Annotated in this window: 30 protein-coding genes; 14 read left to right on the top strand and 16 right to left on the bottom strand. The window is 57.0% G+C overall.

The annotated features are described in order from the left end of the window. The first annotated feature begins 16 nt into the window (after window positions 1–16). Window positions 17–760, top strand: coding sequence for a rhomboid family intramembrane serine protease (locus tag GOX45_RS14185; RefSeq protein ID WP_171101811.1), 744 nt, complete (start codon window positions 17–19; stop codon window positions 758–760). Window positions 761–830: 70 nt separating this feature from the next. Here GOX45_RS14185 and GOX45_RS14180 read toward each other — a convergent pair whose 3' ends face one another. Both GOX45_RS14180 and GOX45_RS14175 read right to left on the bottom strand, forming a co-directional pair. Beyond that, a complete protein-coding gene (locus GOX45_RS14180; protein WP_171101810.1) occupies window positions 831–1,616 on the bottom strand; it encodes an inositol monophosphatase family protein in 786 nt (261 codons plus the stop codon). A gap of 96 nt (window positions 1,617–1,712) precedes the next feature. Continuing rightward, window positions 1,713–2,618, bottom strand: a complete 906-nt coding sequence (locus GOX45_RS14175; protein WP_171101809.1) for a LysR family transcriptional regulator — start codon at window positions 2,616–2,618, stop codon at window positions 1,713–1,715. 96 nt (window positions 2,619–2,714) lie between these two features. Between GOX45_RS14175 and metF the strand changes: the two genes are divergently transcribed. Both metF and GOX45_RS14165 read left to right on the top strand, forming a co-directional pair. Then, entirely contained in the window at window positions 2,715–3,581 is an 867-nt protein-coding gene (gene metF / locus GOX45_RS14170; protein ID WP_171101808.1) for a methylenetetrahydrofolate reductase [NAD(P)H], read from the top strand. Window positions 3,582–3,793: 212 nt separating this feature from the next. Further along, window positions 3,794–4,438 carry a J domain-containing protein gene (locus GOX45_RS14165; RefSeq protein WP_254430634.1) on the top strand — a complete coding sequence of 215 codons (645 nt, stop codon included), beginning with the start codon at window positions 3,794–3,796 and terminating at the stop codon, window positions 4,436–4,438. Between the two features lie 67 nt (window positions 4,439–4,505). Here the strand turns inward: GOX45_RS14165 and GOX45_RS14160 are convergent, their stop codons facing one another. Then, on the bottom strand, window positions 4,506–5,024 hold the full coding sequence (locus GOX45_RS14160) for a YHS domain-containing (seleno)protein (RefSeq protein WP_171101807.1): 519 nt from the start codon (window positions 5,022–5,024) through the stop codon (window positions 4,506–4,508). A 244-nt stretch (window positions 5,025–5,268) separates the two neighbouring features. Between GOX45_RS14160 and yghU the strand changes: the two genes are divergently transcribed. Then, on the top strand, window positions 5,269–6,144 hold the full coding sequence (yghU, locus tag GOX45_RS14155) for a glutathione-dependent disulfide-bond oxidoreductase (RefSeq protein ID WP_171101806.1): 876 nt from the start codon (window positions 5,269–5,271) through the stop codon (window positions 6,142–6,144). Between the two features lies 1 nt (window position 6,145). On the opposite strand, the gene GOX45_RS14150 is transcribed toward yghU, so the two are convergent. Then, window positions 6,146–6,934 (bottom strand): SseB family protein, encoded by a 789-nt coding sequence (locus tag GOX45_RS14150; protein WP_171101805.1) that lies wholly within the window; start codon window positions 6,932–6,934, stop codon window positions 6,146–6,148. Continuing rightward, window positions 6,927–7,514, bottom strand: coding sequence for a uracil-DNA glycosylase family protein (locus GOX45_RS14145; protein WP_171101804.1), 588 nt, complete (start codon window positions 7,512–7,514; stop codon window positions 6,927–6,929). The genes GOX45_RS14150 and GOX45_RS14145 overlap by 8 nt, the downstream gene beginning before the upstream one ends. 215 nt (window positions 7,515–7,729) lie before the next feature. Between GOX45_RS14145 and GOX45_RS14140 the strand changes: the two genes are divergently transcribed. The 4 genes from GOX45_RS14140 to GOX45_RS14125 are packed head-to-tail and all read left to right on the top strand — an operon-like array spanning window position 7,730 to window position 12,286. Further along, window positions 7,730–8,389, top strand: coding sequence for an ABC transporter ATP-binding protein (locus tag GOX45_RS14140; RefSeq protein WP_171101920.1), 660 nt, complete (start codon window positions 7,730–7,732; stop codon window positions 8,387–8,389). Beyond that, window positions 8,367–9,935, top strand: a complete 1,569-nt coding sequence (locus tag GOX45_RS14135; RefSeq protein ID WP_171101803.1) for a capsule biosynthesis protein — start codon at window positions 8,367–8,369, stop codon at window positions 9,933–9,935. The genes GOX45_RS14140 and GOX45_RS14135 overlap by 23 nt, the downstream gene beginning before the upstream one ends. A gap of 5 nt (window positions 9,936–9,940) precedes the next feature. Then, a complete protein-coding gene (gene kdsA / locus GOX45_RS14130) occupies window positions 9,941–10,774 on the top strand; it encodes a 3-deoxy-8-phosphooctulonate synthase (RefSeq protein WP_171101802.1) in 834 nt (277 codons plus the stop codon). A 15-nt stretch (window positions 10,775–10,789) separates the two neighbouring features. Continuing rightward, a complete protein-coding gene (locus GOX45_RS14125) occupies window positions 10,790–12,286 on the top strand; it encodes a phosphomannomutase/phosphoglucomutase (RefSeq protein WP_171101801.1) in 1,497 nt (498 codons plus the stop codon). A 35-nt stretch (window positions 12,287–12,321) separates the two neighbouring features. On the opposite strand, the gene GOX45_RS14120 is transcribed toward GOX45_RS14125, so the two are convergent. Next, on the bottom strand, window positions 12,322–14,286 hold the full coding sequence (locus GOX45_RS14120; RefSeq protein ID WP_171101800.1) for an AsmA family protein: 1,965 nt from the start codon (window positions 14,284–14,286) through the stop codon (window positions 12,322–12,324). A 98-nt stretch (window positions 14,287–14,384) separates the two neighbouring features. Here GOX45_RS14120 and rimO point away from each other — a divergent pair, with 98 nt between their 5' ends. After that, window positions 14,385–15,782, top strand: a complete 1,398-nt coding sequence (rimO, locus tag GOX45_RS14115) for a 30S ribosomal protein S12 methylthiotransferase RimO (protein ID WP_171101799.1) — start codon at window positions 14,385–14,387, stop codon at window positions 15,780–15,782. Window positions 15,783–15,791: 9 nt separating this feature from the next. On the opposite strand, the gene GOX45_RS14110 is transcribed toward rimO, so the two are convergent. Next, window positions 15,792–16,148: a diacylglycerol kinase gene (locus GOX45_RS14110; protein WP_171101798.1), complete on the bottom strand. Its 357-nt coding sequence runs from the start codon at window positions 16,146–16,148 to the stop codon at window positions 15,792–15,794. 522 nt (window positions 16,149–16,670) lie between these two features. On the opposite strand from GOX45_RS14110, the gene GOX45_RS14105 reads away from it, so the two are divergent. Further along, the gene (locus tag GOX45_RS14105) at window positions 16,671–16,913 is read left to right on the top strand and encodes a CDGSH iron-sulfur domain-containing protein (RefSeq protein ID WP_171101797.1); all 243 of its coding nucleotides are present in this window, start codon (window positions 16,671–16,673) and stop codon (window positions 16,911–16,913) included. A gap of 28 nt (window positions 16,914–16,941) precedes the next feature. Here the strand turns inward: GOX45_RS14105 and GOX45_RS14100 are convergent, their stop codons facing one another. From GOX45_RS14100 to GOX45_RS14090, 3 genes are all read right to left on the bottom strand, one after another. Continuing rightward, on the bottom strand, window positions 16,942–17,193 hold the full coding sequence (locus tag GOX45_RS14100) for a DUF6455 family protein (protein WP_171101796.1): 252 nt from the start codon (window positions 17,191–17,193) through the stop codon (window positions 16,942–16,944). 77 nt (window positions 17,194–17,270) lie between these two features. Further along, window positions 17,271–17,633 (bottom strand): YigZ family protein, encoded by a 363-nt coding sequence (locus GOX45_RS14095; protein ID WP_171101795.1) that lies wholly within the window; start codon window positions 17,631–17,633, stop codon window positions 17,271–17,273. Then, a complete protein-coding gene (locus GOX45_RS14090) occupies window positions 17,630–18,334 on the bottom strand; it encodes a M48 family metalloprotease (RefSeq protein ID WP_171101794.1) in 705 nt (234 codons plus the stop codon). Before GOX45_RS14090 ends, GOX45_RS14095 begins: the two co-directional genes overlap by 4 nt. Window positions 18,335–18,454: 120 nt before the next feature. Here GOX45_RS14090 and GOX45_RS14085 point away from each other — a divergent pair, with 120 nt between their 5' ends. From GOX45_RS14085 to GOX45_RS14075, 3 genes are all read left to right on the top strand, one after another. Beyond that, window positions 18,455–18,703 carry a hypothetical protein gene (locus GOX45_RS14085; protein ID WP_171101793.1) on the top strand — a complete coding sequence of 83 codons (249 nt, stop codon included), beginning with the start codon at window positions 18,455–18,457 and terminating at the stop codon, window positions 18,701–18,703. Between the two features lie 117 nt (window positions 18,704–18,820). Further along, window positions 18,821–19,399 (top strand): nitroreductase family protein, encoded by a 579-nt coding sequence (locus GOX45_RS14080; RefSeq protein ID WP_171101792.1) that lies wholly within the window; start codon window positions 18,821–18,823, stop codon window positions 19,397–19,399. Then, window positions 19,396–20,088 (top strand): EI24 domain-containing protein, encoded by a 693-nt coding sequence (locus GOX45_RS14075; protein ID WP_171101791.1) that lies wholly within the window; start codon window positions 19,396–19,398, stop codon window positions 20,086–20,088. Before GOX45_RS14080 ends, GOX45_RS14075 begins: the two co-directional genes overlap by 4 nt. On the opposite strand, the gene GOX45_RS14070 is transcribed toward GOX45_RS14075, so the two are convergent. Together GOX45_RS14070 and mce are read right to left on the bottom strand one after the other, a co-directional pair. After that, window positions 20,085–20,360, bottom strand: coding sequence for a DUF1467 family protein (locus GOX45_RS14070; protein ID WP_171101790.1), 276 nt, complete (start codon window positions 20,358–20,360; stop codon window positions 20,085–20,087). The genes GOX45_RS14075 and GOX45_RS14070 overlap by 4 nt on opposite strands. 4 nt (window positions 20,361–20,364) lie before the next feature. After that, a complete protein-coding gene (gene mce, locus GOX45_RS14065) occupies window positions 20,365–20,769 on the bottom strand; it encodes a methylmalonyl-CoA epimerase (RefSeq protein ID WP_171101789.1) in 405 nt (134 codons plus the stop codon). A gap of 134 nt (window positions 20,770–20,903) precedes the next feature. On the opposite strand from mce, the gene GOX45_RS14060 reads away from it, so the two are divergent. Then, the gene (locus GOX45_RS14060) at window positions 20,904–21,617 is read left to right on the top strand and encodes a response regulator (RefSeq protein ID WP_171101788.1); all 714 of its coding nucleotides are present in this window, start codon (window positions 20,904–20,906) and stop codon (window positions 21,615–21,617) included. Window positions 21,618–21,805: 188 nt separating this feature from the next. On the opposite strand, the gene aspS is transcribed toward GOX45_RS14060, so the two are convergent. From aspS to GOX45_RS14040, 4 genes are all read right to left on the bottom strand, one after another. Next, window positions 21,806–23,581: an aspartate--tRNA ligase gene (aspS, locus tag GOX45_RS14055; RefSeq protein WP_171101787.1), complete on the bottom strand. Its 1,776-nt coding sequence runs from the start codon at window positions 23,579–23,581 to the stop codon at window positions 21,806–21,808. A gap of 79 nt (window positions 23,582–23,660) precedes the next feature. After that, entirely contained in the window at window positions 23,661–24,332 is a 672-nt protein-coding gene (locus GOX45_RS14050) for a CPBP family intramembrane glutamic endopeptidase (RefSeq protein WP_371808981.1), read from the bottom strand. Continuing rightward, window positions 24,329–24,976: an aminotransferase class IV family protein gene (locus GOX45_RS14045; protein ID WP_171101786.1), complete on the bottom strand. Its 648-nt coding sequence runs from the start codon at window positions 24,974–24,976 to the stop codon at window positions 24,329–24,331. The genes GOX45_RS14050 and GOX45_RS14045 overlap by 4 nt, the downstream gene beginning before the upstream one ends. Further along, entirely contained in the window at window positions 24,931–26,052 is a 1,122-nt protein-coding gene (locus GOX45_RS14040; RefSeq protein ID WP_254446027.1) for an aminodeoxychorismate synthase component I, read from the bottom strand. Before GOX45_RS14040 ends, GOX45_RS14045 begins: the two co-directional genes overlap by 46 nt. Window positions 26,053–26,135: the final 83 nt, after the last annotated feature.

Genomic DNA, 26,135 nt, shown 5'->3' with positions numbered 1-26,135 from the left:
AGCCCAGCGTCCAGCCATGTTTCCAATCCGCGATCACAACCCCTCGGGGCGTACCCCTTACGTTGTCTATGCCCTGATGGCGGCAAATATCCTGATCTTCCTCAGCTATCTGGGGATTATGGACAGTGCCGCCCTGCTCAACCGGTTTTACGCCACCTACGCCATCATCCCGGCCCGCATCACCAGTGGTTCAGGATTTGAGACGTTGGTGACCTCGATGTTCCTGCATGGCGGATGGATGCATCTGGCGGGTAACATGCTGTTTCTGTGGATTTTCGGGGATAATCTGGAAGATGAAATGGGTCACCTGCCCTTTTTGCTGTTCTATCTTGTTGCAGGCGTAGGGGCCGGTCTGATCCATGTTGCGACCGGCCCGGATTCGGTAGCGCCCACAATCGGTGCCTCAGGCGCAATCGCGGGCGTGATGGGGGGCTACCTGCTGCTGTTCCCCCGCGCCAAGGTCGATATCCTGCTGATCCTGATCATCTACTTCCGCGTCTTCACAATCCCGGCCTTCATCATGCTGGGGTTGTGGCTGGCCTTCCAGTTCTTCGGCAGCCTCACCAGCGACCCAGATCAGGGCGGCGTTGCCTATTGGGCCCATACCGGAGGCTTCATTGTCGGCTTGATCCTGTGCATCCCGCTTTGGCTAAAGCTGGGCGGCACGCGGTATTGGCGCCGCACCCATGGCCACCCGCCGCATCCCGAGCACAGCTATAAGCTGACTCAGTCCAGGATACCGCGCGTTCCACGCAGATAGCTTGCCTCGGCACGCCAGAAAAAAACGCGCCCGGTCGGGACGCGTTTCTGTTGCGGATATCCCAAAGGATCTAGTTTCGGATGACTTTGGCGAAAGTATTGAAAATCGGCTCGTTCGCGCAAATCAGCTGGCCATCTGACAGCACCTCGCCTTCAGGGTCAATGGCTTCAACCAGACCACCGGCCTCTTTGACGATGATGATCCCGGCCGCGATGTCCCAGGAATTCAGGCCACGCTCCCAGAACCCTTCATAGCGGCCAGCGGCCACATAAGCCATGTCGAGCGCAGCAGCGCCCCAACGGCGGATACCGGCGCAGGCCGGGGCTAGACGTGCCATATCTTGCAGCGCGGCTGGCAAGTCCGGACGCCCGCCAAACGGAACACCGGTGGAAAAGATCGACTCGATCATGCGGTGACGGCCAGACACACGGATACGCATATCGTTCATCCACGCACCTTCACCTTTTTCGGCAAAGAACATCTCATCCTTGGCAGCGTCATAGATCACACCGGCCACGATCTTGCCCTTGTGCTCCAACGCGATCGAGATGGCCCAATGCGGCAACCCGTGCAGAAAATTGGTGGTGCCGTCCAGCGGGTCAACGATCCAGCGGCGTGTCGGGTCTTCTCCGTCCTGGCCACCCCCTTCTTCGCCCAACCAGCCATAGGTCGGGCGAGCGCCCAGCAATTCTTCCTTCAGGATCGCCTCGGCGGCAATATCGGCCTTGGAGACAAAATCGCCCGCACCTTTTGACGAAACTTGCAGGTTTTCGACTTCGCGAAAATCCTTGACCAATGAGCGCCCCGCTTTGCGCGCGGCTTTGATCATGATGTTGAGGTTAGCACTGCCTACCATTGTCAAAAGGCTCCTGTCCGGTCAAACCGCGCGTATACTGATGCATCGCGCCGTTGCCAAGAGGAATGATGCGCATAGCAGACCCGCGTTTTGCGACTATTGCGCTTGCAGCTTCCGAGCCTCGGTTCGGGCCAGTTTTACCAGCTCTTGCACAAAAGGCTTTTCAAGATCCGCGCTGCGCACCGCAGCATAAAGCCTACGGGTAATGCCTTCGGCGGTCAGCGGGCGCGTGACATAGTCCGAGTTGTATTTGACCTCACGCACAACCCAGTCGGGCAGAACCGAAATCCCGCGATTTGAGGCCACCAGCAGAAGGATCACCGCGGTCAATTCGACCTGCCGGATCGAGGCAGGTTCCACCCGCGCAGGTATCAACAACTGGCTGAACACATCCAGACGCGTACGTTCCACCGGATAGGTGATTAGGGTTTGGCCGCGAAAATCCTCGGCTTCGATATAGGGTTTCTCAGCCAGCGGATGCGATGATGCGGCAACAAAGACCGCATTATAGTCAAACAGCTCGACAAATTCGACGCCCGGCAGGTCTTCAGGATCGGATGAGACAACAAGATCGACATCTTCTTTCTGCAGCGCAGGCAAAGCGTCAAAAGCAAGGCCCGGCCGAATATCGACGTCTACATCGGGCCAGGATTTGCGGAACCCCTCAAGCACCGGAAACAACCATTCGAAACAGGCGTGGCATTCGATGGCGATATGCATCCGGCCCGTGCGCCCATCGCGCAGAGACGAAAACTCATGTTGCGTAGCTTCGACCTGCGGCAGGATCTGCTCCGCCAATCGCAAAAGGCGCAGCCCCGCAGCCGACAGCTTCATCGGTTTGGACCGGCGCAGAAACAGCTCGACCCCGGCTTGATCCTCCAACCCTTTGATTTGATGGCTCAAAGCGGATTGCGTGATATTCAACTGATCCGACGCGCGCGCGAGCCCGCCACATTCGTGAATGGCCTTGATGGTTCTAAGGTGACGGAACTCGATATGCATATTGCACGTAACTCATGTTATTCTTGAGGAATATGAGTTTGTCTCACAGAGAAACGCGTGGCACAAGAGGCATGTTCCGTTGTTTGCGAGGCCATCATGTCCAAACCCGAGATTTCTTTTGAGTTCTTTCCGCCCCAGTCCCTGGAGGCGTCGTTTCGGCTTTGGGATACAGTCCAGACGCTGGCCCCGCTGGATCCCCGGTTTGTTTCGGTTACCTATGGCGCAGGCGGGACAACGCGAGAGTTGACACGGGACGCGGTGGCCACATTGCACAAATCCTCTGGCTTGCAGGTTGCAGCGCACCTGACTTGTGTTGACGCATCGCGCCAGGAAACGCTGGAGATCGCTGACGGGTTTGCTCGCGCCGGGGTTCAGGACATCGTGGCGCTCAGAGGTGACCCGCCGAAAGGACAGGACCGGTTCGAGCCTCATCCAGACGGGTTCGCCAATTCGGTGGAACTGATCTCAGCGCTGGCGGAAACCGAGATGTTTTCGCTCCGCGTTGGCGCCTATCCCGACATTCACCCCGAAGCGCGCGATGCGCAGGCTGATGTGGATTGGCTGAAGGCTAAACTGGACGCGGGCGCCGACGAGGCTTTGACGCAATTCTTCTTCGAAGCCGAGACCTATTTCCGGTTCCGCGATGCGTGCGAAAAAGCCGGGATCGACAAGCCCATCGTGCCGGGCATCCTGCCCATCGAGAACTGGAAAGGTGCACGGCGCTTTGCCCAGCGCTGCGGCGCCAACATCCCGGTTTGGGTCGAACAGGCATTCGAGAAGGCTGTGCGCGACGACCGCGAAGACCTTTTGGCCACGGCTCTGTGCACCGAACTGTGTTCGGATCTGATCGACGGTGGTGTCGATAAGCTGCATTTCTATACACTGAACCGCCCCGAACTGACGCGGGATGTGTGCTTTGCGCTTGGCATCACACCGCAAACTGAATTGCAAAACGTCGCCTGAAAATCCACCACCTCACAAACCCCGGTCGCACCCGCTATGCGGGTGCGATCTGGCGTTGCAGGCACCAAAATCCACAAAAAGGTAGACAATGGGCGGCAGCGATTGCCATTGTCAGATATTTTGGGCCAATCCTTTGTAAAATTTGACAAAAACGTGACCAGTGTAAAAGTAGGCTCAGTGTAATGAGTACGAGTTTTTTGAGTATGGAGCCAATGACGACAATAAAGGCTCGGTCCGATGCTCTGTTAGAGCTGGGCCTATCAGCAAACGCAACCGCGCGGGATATTCGTGAAGCATGGCGTAATGTCGCGTTTCACGAACATCCTGACCACGCGGGCGGCGACTATTCCGAGTTTTCAAGGGCCAAAGCTGCGTATGATTTCTTGCGCGAACAAGGATTAACCACAGCTTCCCGACCCCAAACAAAGAAACCGCGCCGCCCTCAATTGCGTAAGCGTGTGGTTGAATTGACAGCAGAAGAAAAAGAGACCTGCGATACTCTGTTGCGCAATGAGCGCGCGCTTTCTTCAGACAGGCTCAACTCAGCCGATAATGGGATTTGCGCATCGTGTGACCATCTGCCTGACGCCATAGGCTGCCACGGGCGCGACTTGACTTATTTCGTGCCGACCCCGGTGCGCGAAGGCCAGAACCGTGTGGCCCTGCCCATTTCTGTCCTGTCCGGCGCGCGGAATGCTGACCCTCAGATCGTGACCTTCAAGGCCAAGAGTGCAGGACAAGGGGAAATTGTTGTTCCCGACAATATCCGCGAGCGAAAGTTCCCCGGTGCGCGCAGTGTCCGCATCAGGTTCAACGCGGATGAACAGATGCGCGACTCGTTCTGGCTTGCCAGCTAGACACCACTCGCGTCGAATGAAAAAAGCCCGGCCTAATAAGCCGGGCTTTTCTGTGAGCGGTGGATGATCAGTTGGCGATTGGGCCTTCAGATGTCCATTTCGGAATAACGCTGGTTGAAGCTGCGTCGCCTTCAATGCCAGGCCAGTTGCCTTTAGCCAGATTGATGTTGCCGGGAACATCCTCTTCCCAGAAACCCACAACAACATCTGTGATATTCAGGTAGAGTTTGTCGTCGACAATCCGCCACAAGTTCGGATTGGCAGGTACTTTGCCGCCTTTCGAAACCCCATAAGCGCAGTGGCCGTCATATTGGGGGGCATAATAAGCAGGGTTCTCCAGAAACTTGTCGCGGTTCTCGGCGCTTGCGAAAGCCCAAGTCGCACCGTTGTACTCGGCAGTGTAGTTCGAGTTTCCGCGCACTGGTGCTGGCTGCGACTGGCCTACAGGAACCTGGTCGAGGGTGCGATAAGCCACAACATCATAGCCCGACACGGCAAAACCTGTACCGTCGATATACTGTTCACCAGCGAAAGCCGGCAGGGCAAAGGCCACCGCTGCGGCAAAGCTCAGGGCAAAACGTTTCATGTGATATTCCTCTTGTCCTTTGGATTACGGGGCACCCGGGGGTCGGGCTTGGTAACAGAATAGGCGATTCTGCGATCCAGCGTAGTAGTCCTCGCGCCGCTGTGAAATCGGACGAGCAAATGTGAGCGCAGCAGCGGCCTTTGTTACAAAATAAGGATGAATTGCGGGGTTGGACTCAGGCATTTGCAATATTAGCTGTGATGGCAACGGCATTTTGTCTGCGAACGCGCAAGAAAGGCACGAGATGAGCGACGATACCACCTATACCCCTCCGAAGGTTTGGACCTGGGACAGCGAAAGCGGCGGGCGTTTCGCCAATATCAACCGGCCGATCGCCGGGGCGACACATGACAAGGACCTGCCGGTGGGCAAGCACCCCCTGCAGTTGTATTCTCTGGCAACACCGAACGGCGTCAAAGTGACGATCATGCTGGAAGAGCTGTTGGCGCTTGGACATACTGACGCGGAATACAATGCCTGGCTTATCAATATCGGAGAAGGTGATCAGTTCGGATCAGGTTTTGTCGAAGCCAATCCAAACTCGAAAATTCCCGCGTTGTGGGATCGTTCGGGGGACAGCCCTGTTCGGGTCTTTGAAAGCGCTTCGATCCTGTTCCATTTGGCCGAGAAATTTGATGCGTTTTTGCCTGCCTCAGGCCCTGAACGCACCGAAGTTATGAACTGGGTTTTCTGGCAGATGGGCAGCGCGCCCTACCTAGGTGGCGGTTTTGGTCATTTCTACGCCTATGCACCCGAGAAATGGCAATACCCGATCGACCGCTTTGCGATGGAAGCCAAACGGCAGCTTGATGTGCTGGACCGTGAATTGGCCGACAAGACTTATATCGCTGGTGAAGACTATACCATTGCCGATATGGCGATCTGGCCCTGGTATGGGCAATTGGTGCTGGGCCGCCTCTATGACGCGGCAGAGTTTCTTGACGTCACATCCTACAAAAACGTTATGCGGTGGGCCAATGCCATCGACGCGCGACCGGCTGTCCAACGTGGACGCATGGTGAACCGCGCCTTCGGAGAGCCGCATACCCAGCTGCACGAGCGTCACGACGCCAGCGATTTTGAGACCCGGACTCAGGACAAACTGGAACCGACGGAATAGCTTATCGCAGGATCGGGGGCCGCTGCGGATCACTGCCTGGAGCGGCCCGTTCCAACTGCGCAGCCTGTGGTTGTGGCAGGTCGAACCGCAACCCAACCTTGGCCAATGCAGCGGTTTGCGGCGCGTCGGGCTCGAAAAAGCCCACATCCAGCACACCCGCTTCAATCCCTGAGAAAGTCAGCACCTCGGACACGGCTTGCGTCAGCGCCGGTTTGGCCTGTTCCACGGCAGCAACAAAACCCAGCAGATGGCCCTGCCCTCCGTTTTCCGTTTTTGTACCCACTAAATAGGCTGTTGCAGCCAAACCCGCTGCGGTCGCAAGCTTGGTATCCAACGCGGTCAGCAGCGCTTCGGGCAAACCGGCCGGTGGTAGAAATTCTACAACCGTCTGTTGAAGCTCTTCAGGATCGTTTTGAAGGGTTGCCGACAACCAGGTCAAAGCATCGGCCGGGATTAGCATCGAAAACGGCGCGGTATCCAGATTGAGCCCCAATCCAATCCCCTGCCCCTCAAGCATCTGCGCCAATACGCGCCCAGACAGCGCGATATAGGGCACCGGGTGCCCCGCGAACTGAGCCAACCTGTCCTCGCGGTCGAACACGAGTACGAACCGACCGTCCGCGACATCAAAGAGTTCGGGTGAAACATTCTCGCCTTTCGCTTCTTCGGTCAGCATCAGGAACAATTCGCTGTCGGCCAAACGTTCGAAAAACCGCAATCTGGCGGCATCATCGTCGGGATTGTCTTGCATCTTGCTATGCGCAAGATCCAGTGCAGTTGTCTCAGCCATCAAGAACCTCTTTGACACGGGCCCGCAGTACCGGCAGCAGATCCGCCTCGAACCAAGGGTTTTTCTTTAGCCACCCCGTATTGCGCCAAGAGGGATGAGGCAAGGCAAAGACGCGCGGCGCATGAGCGCGCCAATTGCGCACCGTCTCGGTCACAGCCGTTTTTGCACCCAGATGATATTTGTGCGCATGGCCACCCACCAGAACCGTCAAAGGCACGTTGCCCAGCTCGGACATGACGCGGTCATGCCATGTGGTCTTGCACAGCGGTGGTGGCGGCAGGTCGGCACCTCTGTCGTTGTAACCTGGGAAGCAGAAGGCCATGGGCACAATCGACACGCGAGACCGGTCATAGAACACCTGCTGGTCGATCCCCAACCAATCGCGCAACCGATCACCAGACGGATCGGTGAAGGGCCGGCCTGACTCGTGTACCCGCGCACCAGGTGCCTGCCCCGCGATCAGCAAACGAGCGCGGGGCTGGAACCAAACGACAGGGCGCGGTTCATGCGCTGTTTCGGTCTTTGCGAACCGGTCAGCGCATAAGCGACACGCCGATATTTCGTCCGTCAGTTTGGTCATATGTTTCTGCGCTGCTCTGGAACGGTTCACATCGACATAGGCGTCAGATCATCGAAAACAAAGCTTTTACACAAGGCAAGCTGATCACACCTGGTGTGAACTTCCCGTTGGCGCATTGATCATTTGTTTCATAATTCGGCATACTGTCGCCAAAGTCGATCGGTGGCGTGCATGCCAACAATCCGGTGCGGCGCAGAAAAATGAGCAGTTCGCAAATGCTGGAATTTGAAAATGTCAGCAAGTCTTTCTGGACCGGGACACGCCGCAAGGTGATCCTGGATCAGGTGTCTTTTCGGGTCGAGCTTGGTCGTTCGATCGGCATACTCGCGCCCAATGGAACCGGCAAAACCACTCTGATCAACATGATGGCAGGACTGGAAAAACCTGATGAGGGCGTGATCCGCCGTGACTGTCGTGTATCCTTTCCGATGGGATTTACAGGTGGCGTCGCCAAAAAGCTTTCGGCGCTGGAAAACGCGCGCTACATCGCCAAGATCTATGGCATGGACCCGGATTATGTCGAAGCCTATTGTCGTTGGCTGTGTAACCTGGGTGAATATTTCGACCAGCCCTTGGGCACCTATTCGACCGGTATGCGCGGGCGTTTTACCTTTGCGTTGATGCTGGCGCTGGATTTCGACATGTATCTGATCGATGAAGGCATGCCCGCGTCGACCGATGTGGAGTTCAACAAAAAAGCAGGTGACATTCTGCGCGAGCGTTTGCGTACCACCACGATGGTGATTGTCTCGCACAATCCTGAGGTGCTTGAAAAATTTGCGCAGCAAGCTGCGGTTCTGCTGGACGGGCAGCTTTACGTGTTTGAAACCCTGGAAGAGGCAAGACAGTTATATGACTACCAAACCCAAGGTTAACAAATACAGCGCCAAGCGAACGCCGCAAGGATCTGGCACGGCCGAGGCCCGCTCGAAAGCCATGGCCAAAATTCGCAAGGCGACACAAGACCAGGCAAAGGGCGACCCGTCTTCCGACATAGAAAAAATCAAGAACGAAGGACTAACCGGTCGCCAACTACGCGTTGCAAGACGGCTGGCACAGAAACACGGGCTGGACGCGAAATCCGATTTTGAAGCGGTCAAATTGCTACGAGAAATGGGAATCGATCCCTTTCAGCGTGCCAACTTGTTGGATCTGGCGGCAAATGACCAAACTGGCCCTAGTTCGACAGCTCAAGAGAATACCAAAATTCAGCTACCGCAAACCTTTGACGAAAAATCGAAGTCGGTGCCCGGGCTGGAACTCAGCCCAGCTCAGCGGCGTGAATATGAGATCGGTCAGATCCAGAAAGATGTTGCGCGGCGGCGGCGGCGCAAGCTTGTCGCGCTGTTAATGCGTCTCGCGGTGTTCGTGTTTATCCCGACCTTTGTGGTGGGCTACTACTTTTACCGAGTGGCAACACCGATGTACGCCAGTTCCTCAGCATTTTCGATCTTGCAAGCGGATGGTGGAACCGGGGCGGTCGGCGGGTTTCTCTCCGGCACACAATACGCAACCGCACAGGATTCCGTCGCCAGTCAGGAATTTCTGGAATCGAAGGACGCTCTGGAGAGGCTCAATCGCGACATTGGGTTTAGCGATGTGTTCAAACAGGACTGGATCGATCCCATTCAGCGTTTGTCACCGGATTCAACGCTTGAAGAGGAACACAAGCTGTACAAGAAGGTGGTGACAATCGGGTACGATCCTTCGGACGGGATTGTCCGAATGGAAGTCGCAACACCGGACCCTGAATACTCGGTCGAGGTGTCACGGCGACTTATTCACTATGCTGAAGAGACGATTAACAACCTGTCCGAACTGAAACGCGAAGACCAGATGCGCGAAGCGCTCAAAAGCTTTGAGATCGCGCAAGAGGCGCGCCAGCGCGCGCAAGAAGACCTGATCGAGTTGCAGTTGCAGGGGGCCATTCTGGATCCGCAAAGCGTAATTGCCAGCTTGCGTGCCCGCAGCGATCAGGTGGAAATTCAGTTGCAGGACAAGGAATTGGAACTGGCCGCCCTGCTGGACAATACCCGCCCGAACCAAGCAAAAGTCGATGGTGTCAGCCGCGACATCGCCCGGCTTGAGGCTGTTCTGGCGGAGCTCAACGCCGAAATGCTGGACATGTCGGCAGGCGAAAACTCGCTGGCGCGGTTGAGTGTGCGCATTCAGATGGCTCAGGCCGATCTGGCCGCGCGCGACATGATGCTGCAATCGGCCATGCAGCAAGTGGAAACAACCCGGACCGAGGCCAACCGGAAAGTGCGGTATCTGACCGTATCGGTGAACCCCGTGGCCAGCCAGGAACCCACATATCCGCGTAAATTCGAAAATACGATTTTGGCATTCCTTCTCTTTGCTGGTATCTACCTGATGATCTCGCTTACTGCGTCGGTCCTTCGTGAACAGGTATCCTCGTAAGACACATGAAACATGTAAAAATCGCTGACCTTACGGTTGGCAACGATCTTCCGCTGACGATCATCGCGGGCCCCTGCCAGCTGGAAACGGCTGACCATGCCCAAATGATTGCTGGTACAATGAAAGAAGCCTGCGCCGCTGCGGGCGCGCAATATGTGTTCAAAGCCTCATATGACAAGGCGAACCGCACATCTCTGTCGGGCAAACGCGGCATGGGCATTGATGTGGGGCTCAAGGTGCTCGACGACATTCGTCGCACCATGGGCATCCCGGTGCTGACCGATGTTCATACCGAGGCGCAATGCGCCGTTGCCGCTGAGGCGGTCGATGTTCTGCAAATCCCGGCTTTCCTGTGCCGCCAGACAGATATGCTGCTGGCAGCAGGCAACACCGGCGCCGTGATTAACGTCAAGAAAGGGCAGTTCCTGGCGCCTTGGGAAATGCCCAACATCGTGGCCAAGATCGAAAGCACCGGAAACCGGAATATTCTGCTGACCGAACGCGGAAGCTCATTTGGATATAACACATTGGTGGCCGACATGCGCTCGTTGCCGCAGATGGCCCAGACCGGTTATCCTGTGGTGATGGACGCCACGCATTCGGTGCAACAACCGGGCGGGAAAGGCGGATCTTCGGGTGGACAGCGTGAATTCGCACCTGTCATGGCGCGCGCTGCAGTGGCGATTGGCACGGCGGCTGTGTTTATCGAAACCCACCAAGATCCCGACAATGCCCCCAGCGACGGACCAAACATGATCTACTTGGACCAGATGCCTCAACTTGTTGACACATTGATGCAGTTTGATGCGCTGGCCAAAGCGAATCCAATTCAAATTTAACGATTGAGAAGAGTTATGATGAAACCCATCCCCGAGGTGACCCCCAACACCTGGAGCTTTCTGCGCGACCCGATGATCAAACCCACCGGGTTTCGCGAATACGATGCGCGCTGGAAATACCCTGATGAGATCAACCTGCCGGGCATGACAGCGCTTGGCCTTGGTCTGGGCACCCAGATGCACAAACGCGGCATCGCTCCGGTGATTGCAGTGGGCAATGACTATCGCGACTATTCCCTGTCGATCAAAAATGCACTGATCGTGGGCCTGATGCAGGCGGGTATTCAGGTCAAGGATATCGGCCCTGCGCTCAGCCCGATGGCGTATTTTTCCCAGTTCCATCTGGATGTGCCCGCAGTGGCCATGGTGACCGCCAGCCATAACCCCAACGGTTGGACCGGGGTCAAGATGGGTTTTGATCGTCCCCTGACTCACGGCCCGGATGAAATGTCAGAACTACGTGACATTGCCCTGAATGGCGAAGGTGTTGCCCGTGACGGCGGATCTTATGAGTTCGTGGATGGCGTGAAAGAGGCCTATATCAACGATCTGGTTGGGGATTTCAAAATGTCCCGCCCGCTCAAGGTGGTTTGCGCCACGGGCAACGGCACCGCCTCGGCCTTTGCACCCGAGATCTTTGAGCGCATGGGCGTTGAAGTTGTGCCCAGCCATAATGAGCTGGACTATACCTTCCCCAACTACAATCCAAACCCCGAGGCCATGGAAATGCTCCATGACATGTCGGACACACTGAAAGCCAGCGGCGCGGATCTGGCGCTTGGCTTTGACGGTGACGGCGATCGCTGCGGCGTTGTCGATGATGAGGGCGAAGAGATATTTGCCGACAAGGTTGGTGTCATCATGGCGCGCGATCTGGCAAAGCTGCATCCCGGCTCGACCTTTGTGGCGGATGTGAAGTCAACCGGCCTGTTTGCCAGTGACCCGGAACTTCAGGCTCTTGGCGTCAAAGCGGATTACTGGAAAACCGGCCACAGCCATATGAAGCGCCGGGTCAAGGAAATCGGCGCGCTGGCCGGGTTCGAGAAATCGGGCCACTACTTTTTGGCCGAGCCCATCGGGCGCGGATATGATTGCGGGATGCGAGTAGCGGTTGAGATCTGCAAATTGATGGACCGCAACCCAGACAAAAGCATGTCGGACCTTCGCAAGGCGCTGCCGAAAACATGGTCGACCCCCACCATGTCGCCCTATGCCGCTGATACTGAGAAATACGACATCCTTGCCCGGCTGGTCGAAAAGCTGGTGGCCAAGGCGGATGCGGGCGACAGTTTTGCCGGGCGTGCTATCAAAGAGGTGGTCACCGTCAACGGGGCGCGTGTCATTCTGGACAATGGCAGCTGGGGCCTGGTGCGTGCATCCTCGAACACGCCCAATCTGGTTGTGGTCTGTGAAAGCAGCGACAGCGAAGACGAAATGCGTGCCATTTTTGCCGAGCTTGATGCGGTGATCCGTACTGAACCCGGCGTTGGCGACTACGACCAAACCATCTGATTCAACGATCGCGGCAGGGCAAAACCCTGCCGCGCTCAATCCCCGCCAAAGAGCTTCAGCAGACCCTTTTTGGCCTCGTCCTCCAGCTTGTTTTTGAGGGCATCACCGATCTGATCCGTATCGGTAACTTCGGTATCCAACTCTTTACCAACTTTCTTGAGAACTTGGTTCTTGGCTTCGTTTTCAAGATCTTTCAGCTCGGCCTCGGCCGCAGCTTCGATCACTTTGGTCAGATCGGGTTTGATCGAAGGACTCTCCCATGGGCCTTCGATCCGTACTGGAACAGAAATGCCCTTGCCGGAATTGGCCCGCAAGGCAACCGGCGTAAACAGATAGTCGATGTCACGTTGTCCCAGCCCAACGCGCCCCGATCCATCGGCACGGAAATTATCCAGTTGCATCAGCAGGTCGTTATTTCTCAGGTTGCCGTTCTTCATCGTAAAGCTTGCGGTCAAACTGTTGAATACGGTCGTGCCGCCTGTCCCTTCTCCGCGGCCCATCAGCCGATCCAGATCAAAGCCCGAAATCACACCGCTGCCTACGTTGATATTCCCCTCACCACTCAGTGAACGCATGATCTGGTTCTCGTTCTGACCGACGCCCAGGAATTTCAGTCTGCCGGATGCATTGCCTGACAGGCGTTCAATCCCGCCCAGAGCAGACAGCGCTTCTTGCAGATTGATGCCGGTCGCCGTCAGGTCGCCACCAACCGAAAGGCCGTTTCGGTTATTTGCCACGACCTGACCATTCAACGTCCCAGAGAACAAAGTTGCGGGCTGCATCTTCAGAACCGCACGCGAATTGCTGAGGTTCAGCCTCAGATCGCTGGGCCCTAACGTCAGGTCCGGCACAGCAATCGAGTTCGCCTTGAGGCGAATGGACCCATTGGCCAGCGCCAATGCCGACGCATCAATCGGTGCCCGCGACCATCCCGCGCTCGCCCCACCGCCGCCATTGCTGCCACTGCTGCCAGTACTTTCAGAGGCAAGTGCTTTAGTCAGGTCCAGATCGCCTGCATTGATCTGCGCGGTCACTTTGGGCGGCGACGAGATTTCTATGTCGGCCTCACCGGTCATTTGATTATTGTCCAGCACTGCTACCATATCCCGCAGCGCAATGCGTCCGTCCCGCGTATAGGTCATGTGCGCCGAGATTTCGGCCTTTCGACCAAGACCGTTCGGAATGGAAACCCCTTTTTGACCAAACGCGGCCAACATCCTTTTTGTGTTGCGCGAGACCACCTGGGTTTCGCCATCCATCTCTCCGGCCAGGTTAACCCGTCCATCAAAACTGATCTCGCCGCCCGGAGCTTTCAGCGCGATGGTTAACGGGGTCACCACACCGCTGGAAAACGCTGGCAGATCCGGGATTGTGAGGTTTACGTCCACCGATCCTCCGGGAGCGGCCATGCTGGCCGACATCGCCATCGGGGCAGTGACATCCGGCCAGCTCGCCGACAGATCGACCCCCGAGAAGTCCATTTGAACCGCACCATTGTCCACGTAAACCAGTCGCGCATTGGTCAGTTCAAGCTGATCGAGCGTGACCGCAGAAGGGTTCGCAGAGGGTGATCCACCACCGCTGCTGCTCCCTGTGCTCTGTGTCGAAGAAGCGGCTGGCGTATTCAGCTCCCAATTGCCGCGCCCATCCGACAGCTCAAGACGCAGCACTGGATTGTCGGCAAAGACGCGTTTGATCCGCAATTGGCCATTGATCAAGGCGGCGGCATCTACGCCAATATCAAGACTTTCGGCGCTTAGCATCGGCTGCGATCCGGCCCAGGGTGCGTTGCTGAAGGTAACCGCCCCAGCTGAGATACCCAGAATTGGCCAGAAGGTTATTCCCACGTCACCAGATATCGTCAGGTCGCGCCCGGTCTGGGCTTTGACTTGCTCGGTCAAAATGGCGCTCAACTTGTCCTTGGGCATCAATAGCAATGCGCCGATGACCAGGCCAAAAGCCGCGATAACAAAGAAGAGAATTCTTATCAGCCATTTCATGTTGTGCCACCTGCCTGCTCGGTCAGATTGTTTTGCCTTAGTCATCCTTGTGCGCGGAGCAATTGCAAGGGAAAGCTTTCCCTACTATACGCCGCAGCATGAGCTCGAACCCACCCAATCTCCGCCCCGACCTGGCCCCTGCGGCCCAGATCACCGACACGCCGCGTCGTGGTCAGCCGACCCTTGGCATGGTGTCGCTTGGCTGCCCGAAGGCCTTGGTCGACAGCGAACGCATTTTGACGCGCCTGCGCGCGGAAGGGTACGGCATTTCACCCGATTATTCAGGGGCCGATGCCGTGATCGTGAATACCTGCGGGTTTTTGGACAGCGCCAAAGCGGAATCCCTGGACGCGATTGGCGAGGCTTTGGCTGAAAACGGCAAGGTGATTGTCACAGGTTGTCTGGGGGCAGAGCCGGAATACATCCGCGAGCATCACCCCAAAATTCTCGCCGTTACTGGGCCACATCAGTATGAACAGGTTCTGGATGCGGTGCATTCGGCCGTTCCGCCCGATCCTGATCCCTTTATCGACCTGATGCCGTCTTCTGGCGTCAAGCTAACACCGCGCCATTACAGCTATCTGAAAATCTCGGAAGGCTGCAATCACAAGTGCAAGTTCTGCATCATCCCCGATATGCGCGGGAAACTGGCCAGTCGACCGGCCCATGCGATCCTGCGTGAGGCCGAAAAGCTGGTCGATAACGGTGTGCGCGAGTTGCTGGTGATTTCGCAAGACACCTCGGCCTACGGTTTGGACCGTAAATACGATGTGAACCCGTGGAAAGATCGCGAGGTGCGCAGCCATATTACCGATCTGGCGCGCGAGCTGGGTCAGTTCGACGCCTGGGTCCGTCTGCACTATGTCTACCCCTACCCGCATGTGCGAGACCTTATCCCTCTGATGGCCGATGCCGGATGCAACCTGCTGCCCTATCTGGACATTCCATTTCAGCATGCGCACCCGGATGTACTGAAACGCATGGCCCGCCCTGCGGCTGCGGCCAAAACTCTGGACGAGATCGCCGCGTGGCGGGCGATCTGCCCTGACATCACTCTGCGCTCGACTTTTATCGTTGGATATCCTGGTGAGACAGAAGCCGAGTTTCAGACCCTTCTGGATTGGATGGACGAGGCGCAGCTGGATCGCGTCGGCTGTTTTCAATACGAAAATGTCGCGGGCGCGCGGTCAAATGACCTGCCAGATCATGTTCCCGATGAGGTCAAACAGGACCGCTGGAACCGGTTCATGGAAAAGGCGCAGTCCATTTCCGAGGCCAAATTGGCGGCCAAGGTCGGTCAGACGTTACAGGTGATCGTGGATGAGGTCGACGACGAGGCCGCAACCTGCCGGACAAAAGCTGACGCCCCCGAGATCGATGGCAATCTGTTCGTGGATGAAGGTTTCGAAGATTTGAAACCCGGCGATATGCTCACTGTCGAGGTGGACGAGGCCGGCGAATACGATCTTTGGGGACGCATCGCGAACGATACCTGAATAGGATCGTCACAAGAGGCCAACCACCGCTACGATCCAGGCGACCCCTGCAGCAATCGCTGTCAAAGCGACCGCAGCACTTGCCGCGTCCTTCGCCTGACCCGCAAGCGGATGATGATCCAGAGAGGTGTGATCAACGGCGCGCTCGATGGCAGTGTTGAACAGTTCGGCGACAAGAACCAGGATACCCAAGACAAGGATCAACGCACGCAGGGATGGGCTGACGGGAAGCACCAAGACAAGAATTACCGAAACGAGATTCAACCAAATCCACGACCTGAAAGAGTGTTCATCGGCATAGGTTTTCACCAGCCCCTGCCAGCTCCATCTGGTTCTATCCCTTAGCCGTGAAAAAAAAGTCTGCATGCGCTCATCCCCTCAAATGTGGGCATTATGCGCAGTGATCCCCAAAAGACCACTCCGTTGGGGAACGAAGAATTGCATGAGGTCGCGGGCGACCCATAGTCGAGTCGCCCGTCTTTGAGGTTACTGGGTAACCGGGTTACATACTGTTTGGCCAGCCTGGGTTGTGGCCAGATCGTAACCTGCTGGGCAACTGGCTGTCCCGGCTTTGTCAAAAGTTGGTTGAACATACACGGGAGCGGGCTCTTCTTGCTGAGCACAAGCAGCCAGAACTAATGCAGTGGCACAAATTGCAGCGAATTTGGGTTTCATGTCCGTCGATCCTTATTACTTTCCTGATATTGCCCGGTTTTTCAGGGCTGATTTCAGGATACGTCTGGGATTCCGCGCTGGCAACTATAACAATCACGAATTCGTGAATATGGCGAATACGCGCTAATTCTCGACGCATCGGATTGTGCTACCCAATTGCATTCTCTGCACTAAACTGTGGAAAAGACATCAGCCAGTGAACGGAGAAGCCAAATGTCAGACACACCGCATATTGCCCAGAAAGCCCCGCTTCCTATCGAAGTGACCGAGGGAAAAACCTACTTCTGGTGTTCGTGCGGCAAATCTCAGAACCAGCCCTTTTGCGATGGCTCGCACAAAGGAAGCGGGTTCGAACCGCTAAAATATACGGCTGAGGCAGACAAGAAGGTGTTCTTTTGCGGATGCAAGCACAGCAAGACACAGCCGCTTTGTGACGGATCGCACAAAGATCTTTAGCGAAGCCGCTGAAGGAATGATGCCTGTTCTAGCCCGTCAGCCGTTCCAGCAAACCTTTGTTCCGGCAATAGTCCGGGGTATGAATCGCCGATGAAGTTTCTGCCAGAAACGATTGGCAGTGAACGGGGTTGGGGCATTGCGTGCATCTGAGTACCGCATCCGCGATGTCACCGAATTCCAACTCACCGCGCAATGTCGCCTCTTCCAGGTCAACACCCAGCGTGCTGGCCATGTCATCTACCAGCTCAGCATGGCGTTTCAGTGTCTGTCGGTCGGTCATTGCGGTTCCCCTTGTCTGTTCGCACCGATAGCTACAGCCTAGCGGGCCGGGACTTGCACGCTTTGATTCAGGTCAAGTCAGCTTTTGAGGTGATCCAAGTAGGCCCGCGTCGCGTCCTGCACCCGCCGAAACCGGTCTCCACCAAGCTTTTTGCCGCCGTACCATCGGGTTACAACGATCACATGGTTTGACAGATCCTCGCGCTGCATCATACGCAGGATGACCATCGCCGCACCTGCCTCACCATCATCGGCCTTGAGCGCCCCAGTGGGTAGCATGGCGGCCCAGGTGTTATGAGTGGCTTTGGCATAGGCCTTGTCACCTTTCAATTCAGCAAGCAAGGCATCGACATCCTCGCGGCTGGACACAGGCCCGCCACTGACCGCGTATTTCGATCCCCGATCGCTAAGCACAACACCCAGCCGGGTTACTGTGCTCATCGGACCAAGCCCAGTGAGCGGGCGGCTTTCAAAACCGCCTCTTCGCGTTCGGCATTGGGGGGATGCGAGGCCAAAAATTGATCGCCGGGGTCTGGGATGCGCTGAAAGAACGCCATTCCGATCAGGGGATTGTAGCCGGCGGCATAGGTAATGTTCACTCCCATCCGATCAGCTTCAAGCTCGAACTGCTGCGCATAGCTTTGCGCCCCGACATTTGCGCCAATTTCCTGCGCACGTTCTATCCCTGCGGCGTTCTCACCCTGATCACGTGCAATATCGCCAAAGATTCTGGCACTTTCCTGCACGTTCTGCCGCTGCCTGTCGATATGGTCCAGAATATGATGCGCAGCCTCATGCCCCATCACAAAGGCCATTTCCTGATCGTTCTGCGTGGCTTCCAGCATCGCTCGGGTGAAAATGATGATCGGGCGACCCGTCTTGTCGCGCGTCTGAAAGGCATTAGCCTGCGCCCGTGGGTTCGGATCAACAAAAACGGCAAAGTCACAGTTTTCATCCGATGAAGCGCGCAAACACTCGCGCCTGGCCGCTCCTCCAACCGCACGGCTCACCTCGGCAAATTCACGCGCTTTGACCTGAAGCTCGGGTGAACTTGGCCGCCATTCCGCAGCCGGTATCAGTACAAGAGTGGATGTGTCACAGGCCGCAAGCACAAAAGCCAGCAACAAAGCCAGACGACGCATTCCGTTTCCTTTCGCTCGACCCATTCGGCAGATCAACATAGCGCGGCCAATTCGGGGCGACCACTCCATATTCTGTAATCCCGGGTTGCATTGCCGAAATTCGAGCGGCACTGTGCCCTTATGTTTTCGATTGAGCATGAATTCGACTCGACTGTCGTCACGCTGGTGGATGAAGGCCCAAAACCCTTGCAAGAGGATGTGGTCATCAACAGCTTTGCCGAATGCGTCACGATCGAGCAATTGGACCCGCGCACAGATACGATGCAAAAGATCACCCTGTCCGTCGAACAGGTCAGGGACCTGGCCGCTGCGCTGGACCTGCCTGAGGGTGTGTATCAGATACGGGAAACTGACGCGCAGGGCGGCTAGGACCGCGTGCAAAACGATAGACAAGCTTGCGTTTTCGCATCTTTGCAGCCTCTTTACCCTTGAAACCCTGCATGGCCCGGCCAACATATGTGCGGGCCATGTAAAGAAAGTTAACATATGTCATTGAAGAACCCTGCCGCACTGGAATTTCTGCAGATGCGCCGGTCTCGTCCTGCTAAAACACTGGTCGCCCCCGCGCCCACCCGGGAAGAGCTGTTGCCATTGCTAACCGCAGCTGCGCGCAGCCCCGATCATGGCAAGCTTGAACCTTGGCGGTTTATCGTTCTCGAAAAAGGCGCAATGCCACGATTGGCACAACTGACCGAAGAACGCGCGATTGCTTTGGGCAAGACCGAAGAAGAGATTACCAAAGCCCGCAGCCAGTTCGATCTGGGACAGCTAGCGGTTGCTGTGATCGAGGTGCAGAAGCCTTCAGAAAAGATCCCTACCCTGGAACAGACCTATTCCGCCGGCGCGGTGTGTCTGGCCCTGCTGAACGCAGCATTAGCTGCAGGTTGGGGCGCAAACTGGCTGTCGGGCTGGCAATCCCATGACCGCACATTCTGTCAGCAGGCATTGGGGTTGGCAGAAAACGAACGCGTGGCAGGCTTCATCCATATCGCCACAGAAAGCGTCGCCCCACCCGAACGCCCACGCCCAGACTTAGCAGCTCTGACACAGTGGGTTTCCGAATGACCATCCTAAACGCGTTTTTCGCGGCCTTGGGTCAGATTGGCGATCCCAGATTTCGCTCGGTTCTGCTGCGGGGTGTAGGACTGACCATCCTACTGCTCGTTCTGGCCTGTGCAGCCGCGATCTGGGTGATCAATAAATTGGCCGGGAATGAGATTTCCCTCCCCTGGATTGGTGCGGTGCCTTGGTTGAACGACCTGCTGAACTATTCAGGCATCGTCCTTGTACTGATCTTGCCAATCTTTTTGATGGTGCCCGTAGCCTCGGCGATTACGTCGATGTTTCTCGACGAGGTCGCTCAGGCTGTCGAAGACCAACACTATCCGTGCTTGCCAAAGGTTCCCGGTGTCTCTTTCGGGGATGCGCTGTCTGACAGCTTGGGCTTTTTGGGCGTGTTAATCTTGGCCAACCTTTTGGCCCTGGTGCTTTACGTGATTTTCACACCGCTGGCACCGTTCATCTTCTGGGCCATGAACGGGTTCTTGCTGGGTCGCGAATACTTCACCCTCGCCGCGATGCGTCGGATCGGGCGGGTCGAAGCCCGAAAGCTCAGATCAAAACACGCCACGACGATTTGGGTTGCCGGAACCTTGATGGCGATCCCGTTGTCAATCCCGTTTGTAAACCTGGTCATTCCGATCATGGGTGCTGCCACCTTCACCCATATCTACCACACCCTCTCGCAACGCTAGTCGCGGGGCTCCAACTGATTGAGCCAGTCGAAATCCCGCACCGAGATCACACCTGAGATGATGATCCCGGCGATGATGGCCCACAGAACAATAGTGATGCCGGTTGTGATCCACAGCTTTTTGCGCATGTGATGGATTTCGGGCGCCCCCGCATGGGTGCCCGGAACGATGTCGCCCAGATCGCCTTGGGTTTTGATCCGAACTGGCAGCACGACCAGAAGCGTCAGGAACCAGATGACGGCAAACAAAACCAATGCGGCGGTGATCGTCATAGGCTCAGACCTCTTCCAACTCGACCAGACAGCCGTTGAAATCCTTTGGATGCAGGAACAGAACGGGCTTGCCATGCGCACCGATCTTGGGCTCTCCGGTCCCCAGAACGCGTGCCCCGCTGGCTTTCAGATGGTCACGGGCTACGATGATGTCTTCGACTTCGTAACAGACGTGGTGAATGCCGCCTGACGGGTTCTTTTCGAGGAAACCGTTGATCGGGCTGTTTTCGCCCAATGGATAGAGCAGTTCGATCTTGGTGTTGGGCAGTTCGATGAACACAACGGTCACACCGTGATCGTGTTCATCCAGCGGTGCGCCAACCTTGGCACCCAACGCATCGCGATACTGCGCCGAAGCCGCCTCGAGGTCCGGGACAGCAATGGCAACATGGTTCAAGCGACCGATCATGAGAAGTCCTCCGTACTGCGTTACAGCGGTTATGGGGGCAGTCAGACCAAAGGACAAGTGCGCCAAATCGCCCGTTAACCTCGTATTAGCCAGGAGTTCCTAGCGTAAGGCATCTGCTGATTAGGAGTTCTGCCATGGTCGATTCGGACCCTCTCGCCACCCCTGCTGCCACCGCGCTGCGGCCCTTGCTGGGCCAGACCATTCTGGTGGTCGAAGACAGCCGCTATGCCTGCGACGCGATCCGCCTGATGTGCCTGCACAGCGGCGCGCGCATCCGCAGGGCCGATTGTTTGCGCTCTGCACGGCGTCATTTGCAGATCTACCGCCCCTCTGTGGTCATCGTTGATATCGGCCTGCCAGACGGGTCCGGGACCGACCTGATTGCCGAACTGACCCACGCCGTCCCGCGTGTCAGCGCCATTCTGGGCCTGTCCGGTGACGACGGCGCATGTGAGGCGGCGCGACAGGTCGGGGCCGACGGGTTTCTACCCAAACCCCTGACATCACTGGCCTATTTCCAAAAGACGATCCTGGAACTTTTGCCAGAAGATCGCCGCCCAAGCGGGTTGCACAATGTCCGAGACGAGCCCATCCGCCCGGATTGGCTGGCCTATCAGGATGATATGGCCCACATCTCGGACATTCTTGCGGGTCCCACGGATTCACGCGCGCTGGACTACGCGGTGCAGTTTCTTCAGGGCGTCGCCCGCGACGCCGAAGATCAGATTTTAGCCGAGGCAGCAGAACAACTCGCCGCATCGCGGGCCAAAGGGGCTCAGGTCACGGCGATGGCTGCGCGCGTCGCTGGGCTGGTCCAGAACCGCCTAGAGCGGCAGGAGGCGATCTGAGGTGATCACTGCCTATTTCATTACCGCCAGCTTGCTTAGTCTTTGGGCGTATAGTCGCACCCGGTCGTCAGCACGTAGCATTCGGGACAATCGAAAATCTGTAGACATTGAAATACGCTGACTCGGGCCGGGGGCCAGCGTATTCCGTATTTCGCGAAACGATCCGCGTTCCGACCGTCAACCGATGCCTAGTCCTGCGGAATAACGCGCAGCCCCAGCTCCATCAACTGATCCGAGGTCGGGTTCGAGGGCGCATCCATCATCAGATCTTCGGCACGCTGGTTCATCGGGAACATCATGACTTCGCGGATGTTCGCCTCATCCGCCAGCAGCATTACGATACGGTCGATCCCCGCAGCGCAGCCGCCGTGCGGCGGCGCACCATAATGGAAGGCATTGAACAGCGCACCAAAGCGGGATTTCACCTCATCCGCGCCATAGCCCGCCAGTTCAAAGGCTTTCAACATGATCTCTGGCTTGTGGTTCCGGATCGCACCTGAGACCAGCTCGTACCCGTTACAGGCCAGGTCATACTGATAGCCACGAACGTCCAGAGGATCACCGTTCAGCGCCTCCATCCCACCTTGAGGCATCGAGAACGGGTTGTGTTCGAAATCGATCGCCCCGGTTTCTTCGTCCTTCTCATAGATCGGGAAATCCACGATCCAGGCAAAAGCGAACCGGTCTTTCTCGGTCAGACCTAGCTCCTCTCCGATCACATCCCGCGCCTTGCCCGCAACCTTTTCAAAGGCATTCGGTTTGCCACCCAGGAAAAACGCTGCATCACCAACACCCAGACCCAGCTGTTGCCGGATCGCTTCGGTCCGATCTGGGCCAATGTTCTTGGCCAATGGACCGGCGGCCTCCATCCCGTCGCCCTGATCGCGCCAGAAGATATAACCCATTCCGGGCAGGCCTTCTTGCTGCGCGAACTTGTTCATCCGGTCACAGAACTTGCGGCTGCCGCCACCCGGCGCAGGGATGGCGCGAATCTCGGTGCCGTCCTGCTCCAACAGCTTCGCGAAGATCGCGAAGCCAGACCCGCGAAAGTGGTCGGAGACCACTTGCATTTTAATAGGGTTCCGCAGGTCGGGCTTGTCGCTGCCGTACCACAGCGCTGCGTCCTTGTAGGAAATCTGCGGCCAGTCCTGATCTACCTTGCGACCACCGCCAAACTCTTCGAACACGCCAGTCAGAACCGGCTGGATGGTGTCAAACACGTCCTGCTGCTCGACAAACGACATCTCAAGGTCAAGCTGATAGAAATCGGTGGGCGAGCGGTCGGCGCGCGGGTCTTCATCGCGGAAGCAGGGCGCAATCTGGAAATATTTGTCAAAGCCCGACACCATAATCAGCTGTTTGAACTGTTGTGGTGCCTGCGGCAGCGCATAGAACTTGCCGGGATGCAGGCGCGAAGGCACCAGAAAATCGCGCGCGCCTTCGGGCGAGGATGCCGTGATGATCGGTGTCTGATACTCGCGGAACCCTTGATCCCACATGCGTTTGCGCATTGAGGCCACAACGTCCGACCGCAGGGTCATATTGCGTTGCATCGCCTCGCGGCGCAGGTCCAGATAGCGATAGCGCAGGCGGGTTTCCTCGGGGTATTCCTGATCGCCGAAGACCATCAGCGGCAGTTCATCCGCCGCGCCCAATACTTCAAGCTCACGCACATAGACCTCGATCTCACCCGTGGGCAGTTTCGGGTTCACAAGCTCAGGATCACGCGCCTTGACGGTGCCATCGATGCGGATACACCATTCCGAGCGAACCTTTTCCAACTCGGCAAAGGCTGCGCTGTCGCCGTCACACAGAACCTGCGTCACACCAAAATGGTCGCGCAGGTCGATGAACAGCACGCCGCCATGATCTCGGACCCGATGCACCCAGCCAGACAGGCGAACGGTTTCGCCGACATTGGCGGCGGTCAGAGCGGCGCAGGTGTGGCTGCGATAGGCGTGCATGGATCATATCCCTTCGGGCGCAGAATTCGTCGCGCCGATACACCCTGTCAGGCTTGGAAAGTCAAGGCGGGTCGCGGGATCAAAACGGCCTTTGCACGTTGCCGGAATAGAAATAGATGCCCAGACCAACGGCAAAGATGATATTCCCCGCGATCGCGTGCAGCAGAACCGCGTAAAAGAACGAGCCGCGTTTGCGATAGGCCCAACTGAACAGCAGCCCGCCCGCAAAGGTCATCACCGCCACGATCCAACTCCAGTACATCAGGTGCGCAAAGGAAAAGACCGCCGCATTCAGCAGATCAGCTTTGCGCCCCTTGGGCAGAATGGCGTGGTAGCGCCGGAAAAAGAGCGGCCGGAACAACAGCTCTTGCGGCAGTGCGGACAAAAGCGGGTAGCCGACCCAGATAAAGGCCAGCATTTCGGGCCGGTGTTTGAGCAGGAAAAATGCAGCATCGGGCCGGGTGAGATAGATCAGCGCTGTACAGAAAGCAGCAGTAACAAGGGCGAACACCCCCAACTCTGCAACCGACCAGTTGGCCCAGCCATAGCGCAGCTCGGCCCAGGCAAAACCCGGCGTGGCGTGCAGCAGAACGATTCCCAGGCCTGTGAAGGCAAAGAGCGCCGGAAACATCCAATCAGGTGGAAAGAACACCGCAATGACCAGGGGTACCGCGATGAAGAACAGACCAAACTCGAACCGCAGCCGCGTCATCGTGGCTAAGGGCTCTGCCATAGTGTCGTTTTTGCTCACAGGTTCACCATCTCTACCGGGATCAGGCCGCGCAAAGCGTTCCCCATGAATACGGCTCGGGCCTGTTTCAGATCAGTCAAAGTCAAAACCGCCTCGGCCCATTCGTCGTTTTCCAGCAGTTCTTCCCGCAGAATACCTGGCAGCACGCCACTGCTTAGGGACGGAGTCAAACGGGTTCCATTGGGCATTTCAAGAAACAGGTTGGTGATCGTGCCTTCGCAGAGTTCACCACGTTCGTTTAGAAACAAAACCTCATCAATGCCCTTCGGTAGCGTCGCTCGCTCCTTGTCATAGAGAGATCGCCGCGTGGTTTTGTGGCGCAACCACGGGTCCGCTGACTGCAAGCGTGTTTGCGTAAGAGCCAGCCGCCATTTGGAGGCAGTATCTGCAAGGGCAGCGGTAGTGAGCTCGAAATGGCCTGAAACATCCATGGTTAAACGGCACCGCAATGGCGCCTCGCCTGCGATCCGATCCAGCATCGCCTGCGCAGCATCCAGGTCAAAGGGTAAGGACAAAACCTGCGTCGTACGCGCCATCCGCGCGAGGTGCATGTCGCCTCTGATCACCCCCTGCCTAGGGCGAAACGCAAAGGTTTCGATCAGGCGGAAATCAGGCTCAGTTGGCACGCGAAGCGGGCTTTCCATAGCGCCTCCTCATATTCTGATGTGGCTGTGCTGTCCCAGACCAGACCGCCGCCGACGTTCAGCGTTGCATGGCCCTTTTCAACCATCAATGTACGGATCGCCACGTTGAATTCCGACCGCCCATCCGGCGCGGCCCAGCCGATGGTGCCGCAATAGATATCGCGCGGCCAGGGTTCCAGATCAGACAGGATCTCCATCGCGCGGATTTTGGGCGCGCCGGTGATCGACCCGCAGGGGAATAGTGCTGTTAAGATGTCCGACAGCCCTATACCGCGATGCAATTGTGCCTGCACAAGCGACACCATCTGATGAACGGTTGCGTAGCTTTCCACCTTGAACAACTCGGGCACAGTAACAGAGCCGGCCAGCGCAATACGGCTGATATCGTTGCGCAACAGGTCAACGATCATCAGGTTCTCGGCCCGGTTCTTTTGGTCGCGCCCCAAAAAGGCGCGGCGGCGCTCATCTTCAACCGGATCATCACTGCGCGGTTGAGTGCCCTTCATCGGGCGCGTTTCGATCCGCCCTTCGGCATCTGCGCGGAAAAACAACTCGGGTGAGCGGCAAAGAAGGTCAGGCAATCCGTCTTGTTCGATCAGCACGCCATGACCTACCGGCTGAGACCGGACAAGCGCCGCATAGAGGTCGGCGCTGTTGCCTTTGACCTCAAGGTCAATCGGGAAGGTCAGATTCGCCTGATAGATGTCGCCCGCGCCAATGGCATCGTGGACCTGACGAAAGGCTTTGCTGTACCGTGGCTGATCCCAACGCGGTTTGAACCCGTTGATCTCGGCGAAGTCACCCGAAAGGCCAACGCGGTCCGGCGTAGCGAACACACCGAAACACAGCAGCGGCAAGCGGCGTTTTCGGGGTAAGCGCTCGGCGAGCCTTGGCTCCAACACATAACCCAGCTCATAACTGGCATAACCGGCCAACCACGCCCCATCCGCACGCGCCTGATCCAGCGCCTCCAGGGCCTGGGGCACCTCTTGGGCAGAATCCGCACGGATGATCCCTATGGGCTGCGCAAACCGGGTTCCTCGCCCGGCTGGTCCCTGATCGAAACGAATGCGCAATTGCTTCTCCATTTGCCGTGCTGCGCGATATAGAGAAACGCGACGCGAGAAAAGACAGAAAAGCGGCAATTTCACATCTGTTT

It is taken from the genome of Ruegeria sp. HKCCD7255 (assembly GCF_013031565.1).
GTDB lineage: Bacteria > Pseudomonadota > Alphaproteobacteria > Rhodobacterales > Rhodobacteraceae > Ruegeria.
Note: the sequence above shows the minus strand (reverse complement) of the source record. Positions and strands in the feature narration are given on the sequence as shown.

What these genes read in the sequence shown, in the direction of transcription:
- GOX45_RS14090 (WP_171101794.1), bottom strand. Translation starts at nt 18,334, where the DNA reads ATGCGTCGTCTGGCTTTGTTGCTGGCTTTTGTGCTTGCGGCCTGTGAC.
- GOX45_RS14080 (WP_171101792.1), top strand. Translation starts at nt 18,821, where the DNA reads ATGTCATTGAAGAACCCTGCCGCACTGGAATTTCTGCAGATGCGCCGG.
- GOX45_RS14175 (WP_171101809.1), bottom strand. Translation starts at nt 2,618, where the DNA reads ATGCATATCGAGTTCCGTCACCTTAGAACCATCAAGGCCATTCACGAA.
- mce (WP_171101789.1), bottom strand. Translation starts at nt 20,769, where the DNA reads ATGATCGGTCGCTTGAACCATGTTGCCATTGCTGTCCCGGACCTCGAG.
- GOX45_RS14095 (WP_171101795.1), bottom strand. Translation starts at nt 17,633, where the DNA reads ATGAGCACAGTAACCCGGCTGGGTGTTGTGCTTAGCGATCGGGGATCG.
- GOX45_RS14085 (WP_171101793.1), top strand. Translation starts at nt 18,455, where the DNA reads ATGTTTTCGATTGAGCATGAATTCGACTCGACTGTCGTCACGCTGGTG.
- rimO (WP_171101799.1), top strand. Translation starts at nt 14,385, where the DNA reads ATGAGCTCGAACCCACCCAATCTCCGCCCCGACCTGGCCCCTGCGGCC.
- GOX45_RS14070 (WP_171101790.1), bottom strand. Translation starts at nt 20,360, where the DNA reads ATGACGATCACCGCCGCATTGGTTTTGTTTGCCGTCATCTGGTTCCTG.
- GOX45_RS14120 (WP_171101800.1), bottom strand. Translation starts at nt 14,286, where the DNA reads ATGAAATGGCTGATAAGAATTCTCTTCTTTGTTATCGCGGCTTTTGGC.
- GOX45_RS14160 (WP_171101807.1), bottom strand. Translation starts at nt 5,024, where the DNA reads ATGAAACGTTTTGCCCTGAGCTTTGCCGCAGCGGTGGCCTTTGCCCTG.
- GOX45_RS14185 (WP_171101811.1), top strand. Translation starts at nt 17, where the DNA reads ATGTTTCCAATCCGCGATCACAACCCCTCGGGGCGTACCCCTTACGTT.
- GOX45_RS14135 (WP_171101803.1), top strand. Translation starts at nt 8,367, where the DNA reads ATGACTACCAAACCCAAGGTTAACAAATACAGCGCCAAGCGAACGCCG.
- GOX45_RS14060 (WP_171101788.1), top strand. Translation starts at nt 20,904, where the DNA reads ATGGTCGATTCGGACCCTCTCGCCACCCCTGCTGCCACCGCGCTGCGG.
- GOX45_RS14125 (WP_171101801.1), top strand. Translation starts at nt 10,790, where the DNA reads ATGATGAAACCCATCCCCGAGGTGACCCCCAACACCTGGAGCTTTCTG.
- yghU (WP_171101806.1), top strand. Translation starts at nt 5,269, where the DNA reads ATGAGCGACGATACCACCTATACCCCTCCGAAGGTTTGGACCTGGGAC.
- kdsA (WP_171101802.1), top strand. Translation starts at nt 9,941, where the DNA reads ATGAAACATGTAAAAATCGCTGACCTTACGGTTGGCAACGATCTTCCG.
- GOX45_RS14140 (WP_171101920.1), top strand. Translation starts at nt 7,730, where the DNA reads ATGCTGGAATTTGAAAATGTCAGCAAGTCTTTCTGGACCGGGACACGC.
- GOX45_RS14105 (WP_171101797.1), top strand. Translation starts at nt 16,671, where the DNA reads ATGTCAGACACACCGCATATTGCCCAGAAAGCCCCGCTTCCTATCGAA.
- GOX45_RS14150 (WP_171101805.1), bottom strand. Translation starts at nt 6,934, where the DNA reads ATGGCTGAGACAACTGCACTGGATCTTGCGCATAGCAAGATGCAAGAC.
- GOX45_RS14165 (WP_254430634.1), top strand. Translation starts at nt 3,794, where the DNA reads ATGACGACAATAAAGGCTCGGTCCGATGCTCTGTTAGAGCTGGGCCTA.
- GOX45_RS14075 (WP_171101791.1), top strand. Translation starts at nt 19,396, where the DNA reads ATGACCATCCTAAACGCGTTTTTCGCGGCCTTGGGTCAGATTGGCGAT.
- aspS (WP_171101787.1), bottom strand. Translation starts at nt 23,581, where the DNA reads ATGCACGCCTATCGCAGCCACACCTGCGCCGCTCTGACCGCCGCCAAT.
- GOX45_RS14145 (WP_171101804.1), bottom strand. Translation starts at nt 7,514, where the DNA reads ATGACCAAACTGACGGACGAAATATCGGCGTGTCGCTTATGCGCTGAC.
- GOX45_RS14180 (WP_171101810.1), bottom strand. Translation starts at nt 1,616, where the DNA reads ATGGTAGGCAGTGCTAACCTCAACATCATGATCAAAGCCGCGCGCAAA.
- GOX45_RS14045 (WP_171101786.1), bottom strand. Translation starts at nt 24,976, where the DNA reads ATGGAAAGCCCGCTTCGCGTGCCAACTGAGCCTGATTTCCGCCTGATC.
- GOX45_RS14100 (WP_171101796.1), bottom strand. Translation starts at nt 17,193, where the DNA reads ATGACCGACCGACAGACACTGAAACGCCATGCTGAGCTGGTAGATGAC.
- GOX45_RS14110 (WP_171101798.1), bottom strand. Translation starts at nt 16,148, where the DNA reads ATGCAGACTTTTTTTTCACGGCTAAGGGATAGAACCAGATGGAGCTGG.
- metF (WP_171101808.1), top strand. Translation starts at nt 2,715, where the DNA reads ATGTCCAAACCCGAGATTTCTTTTGAGTTCTTTCCGCCCCAGTCCCTG.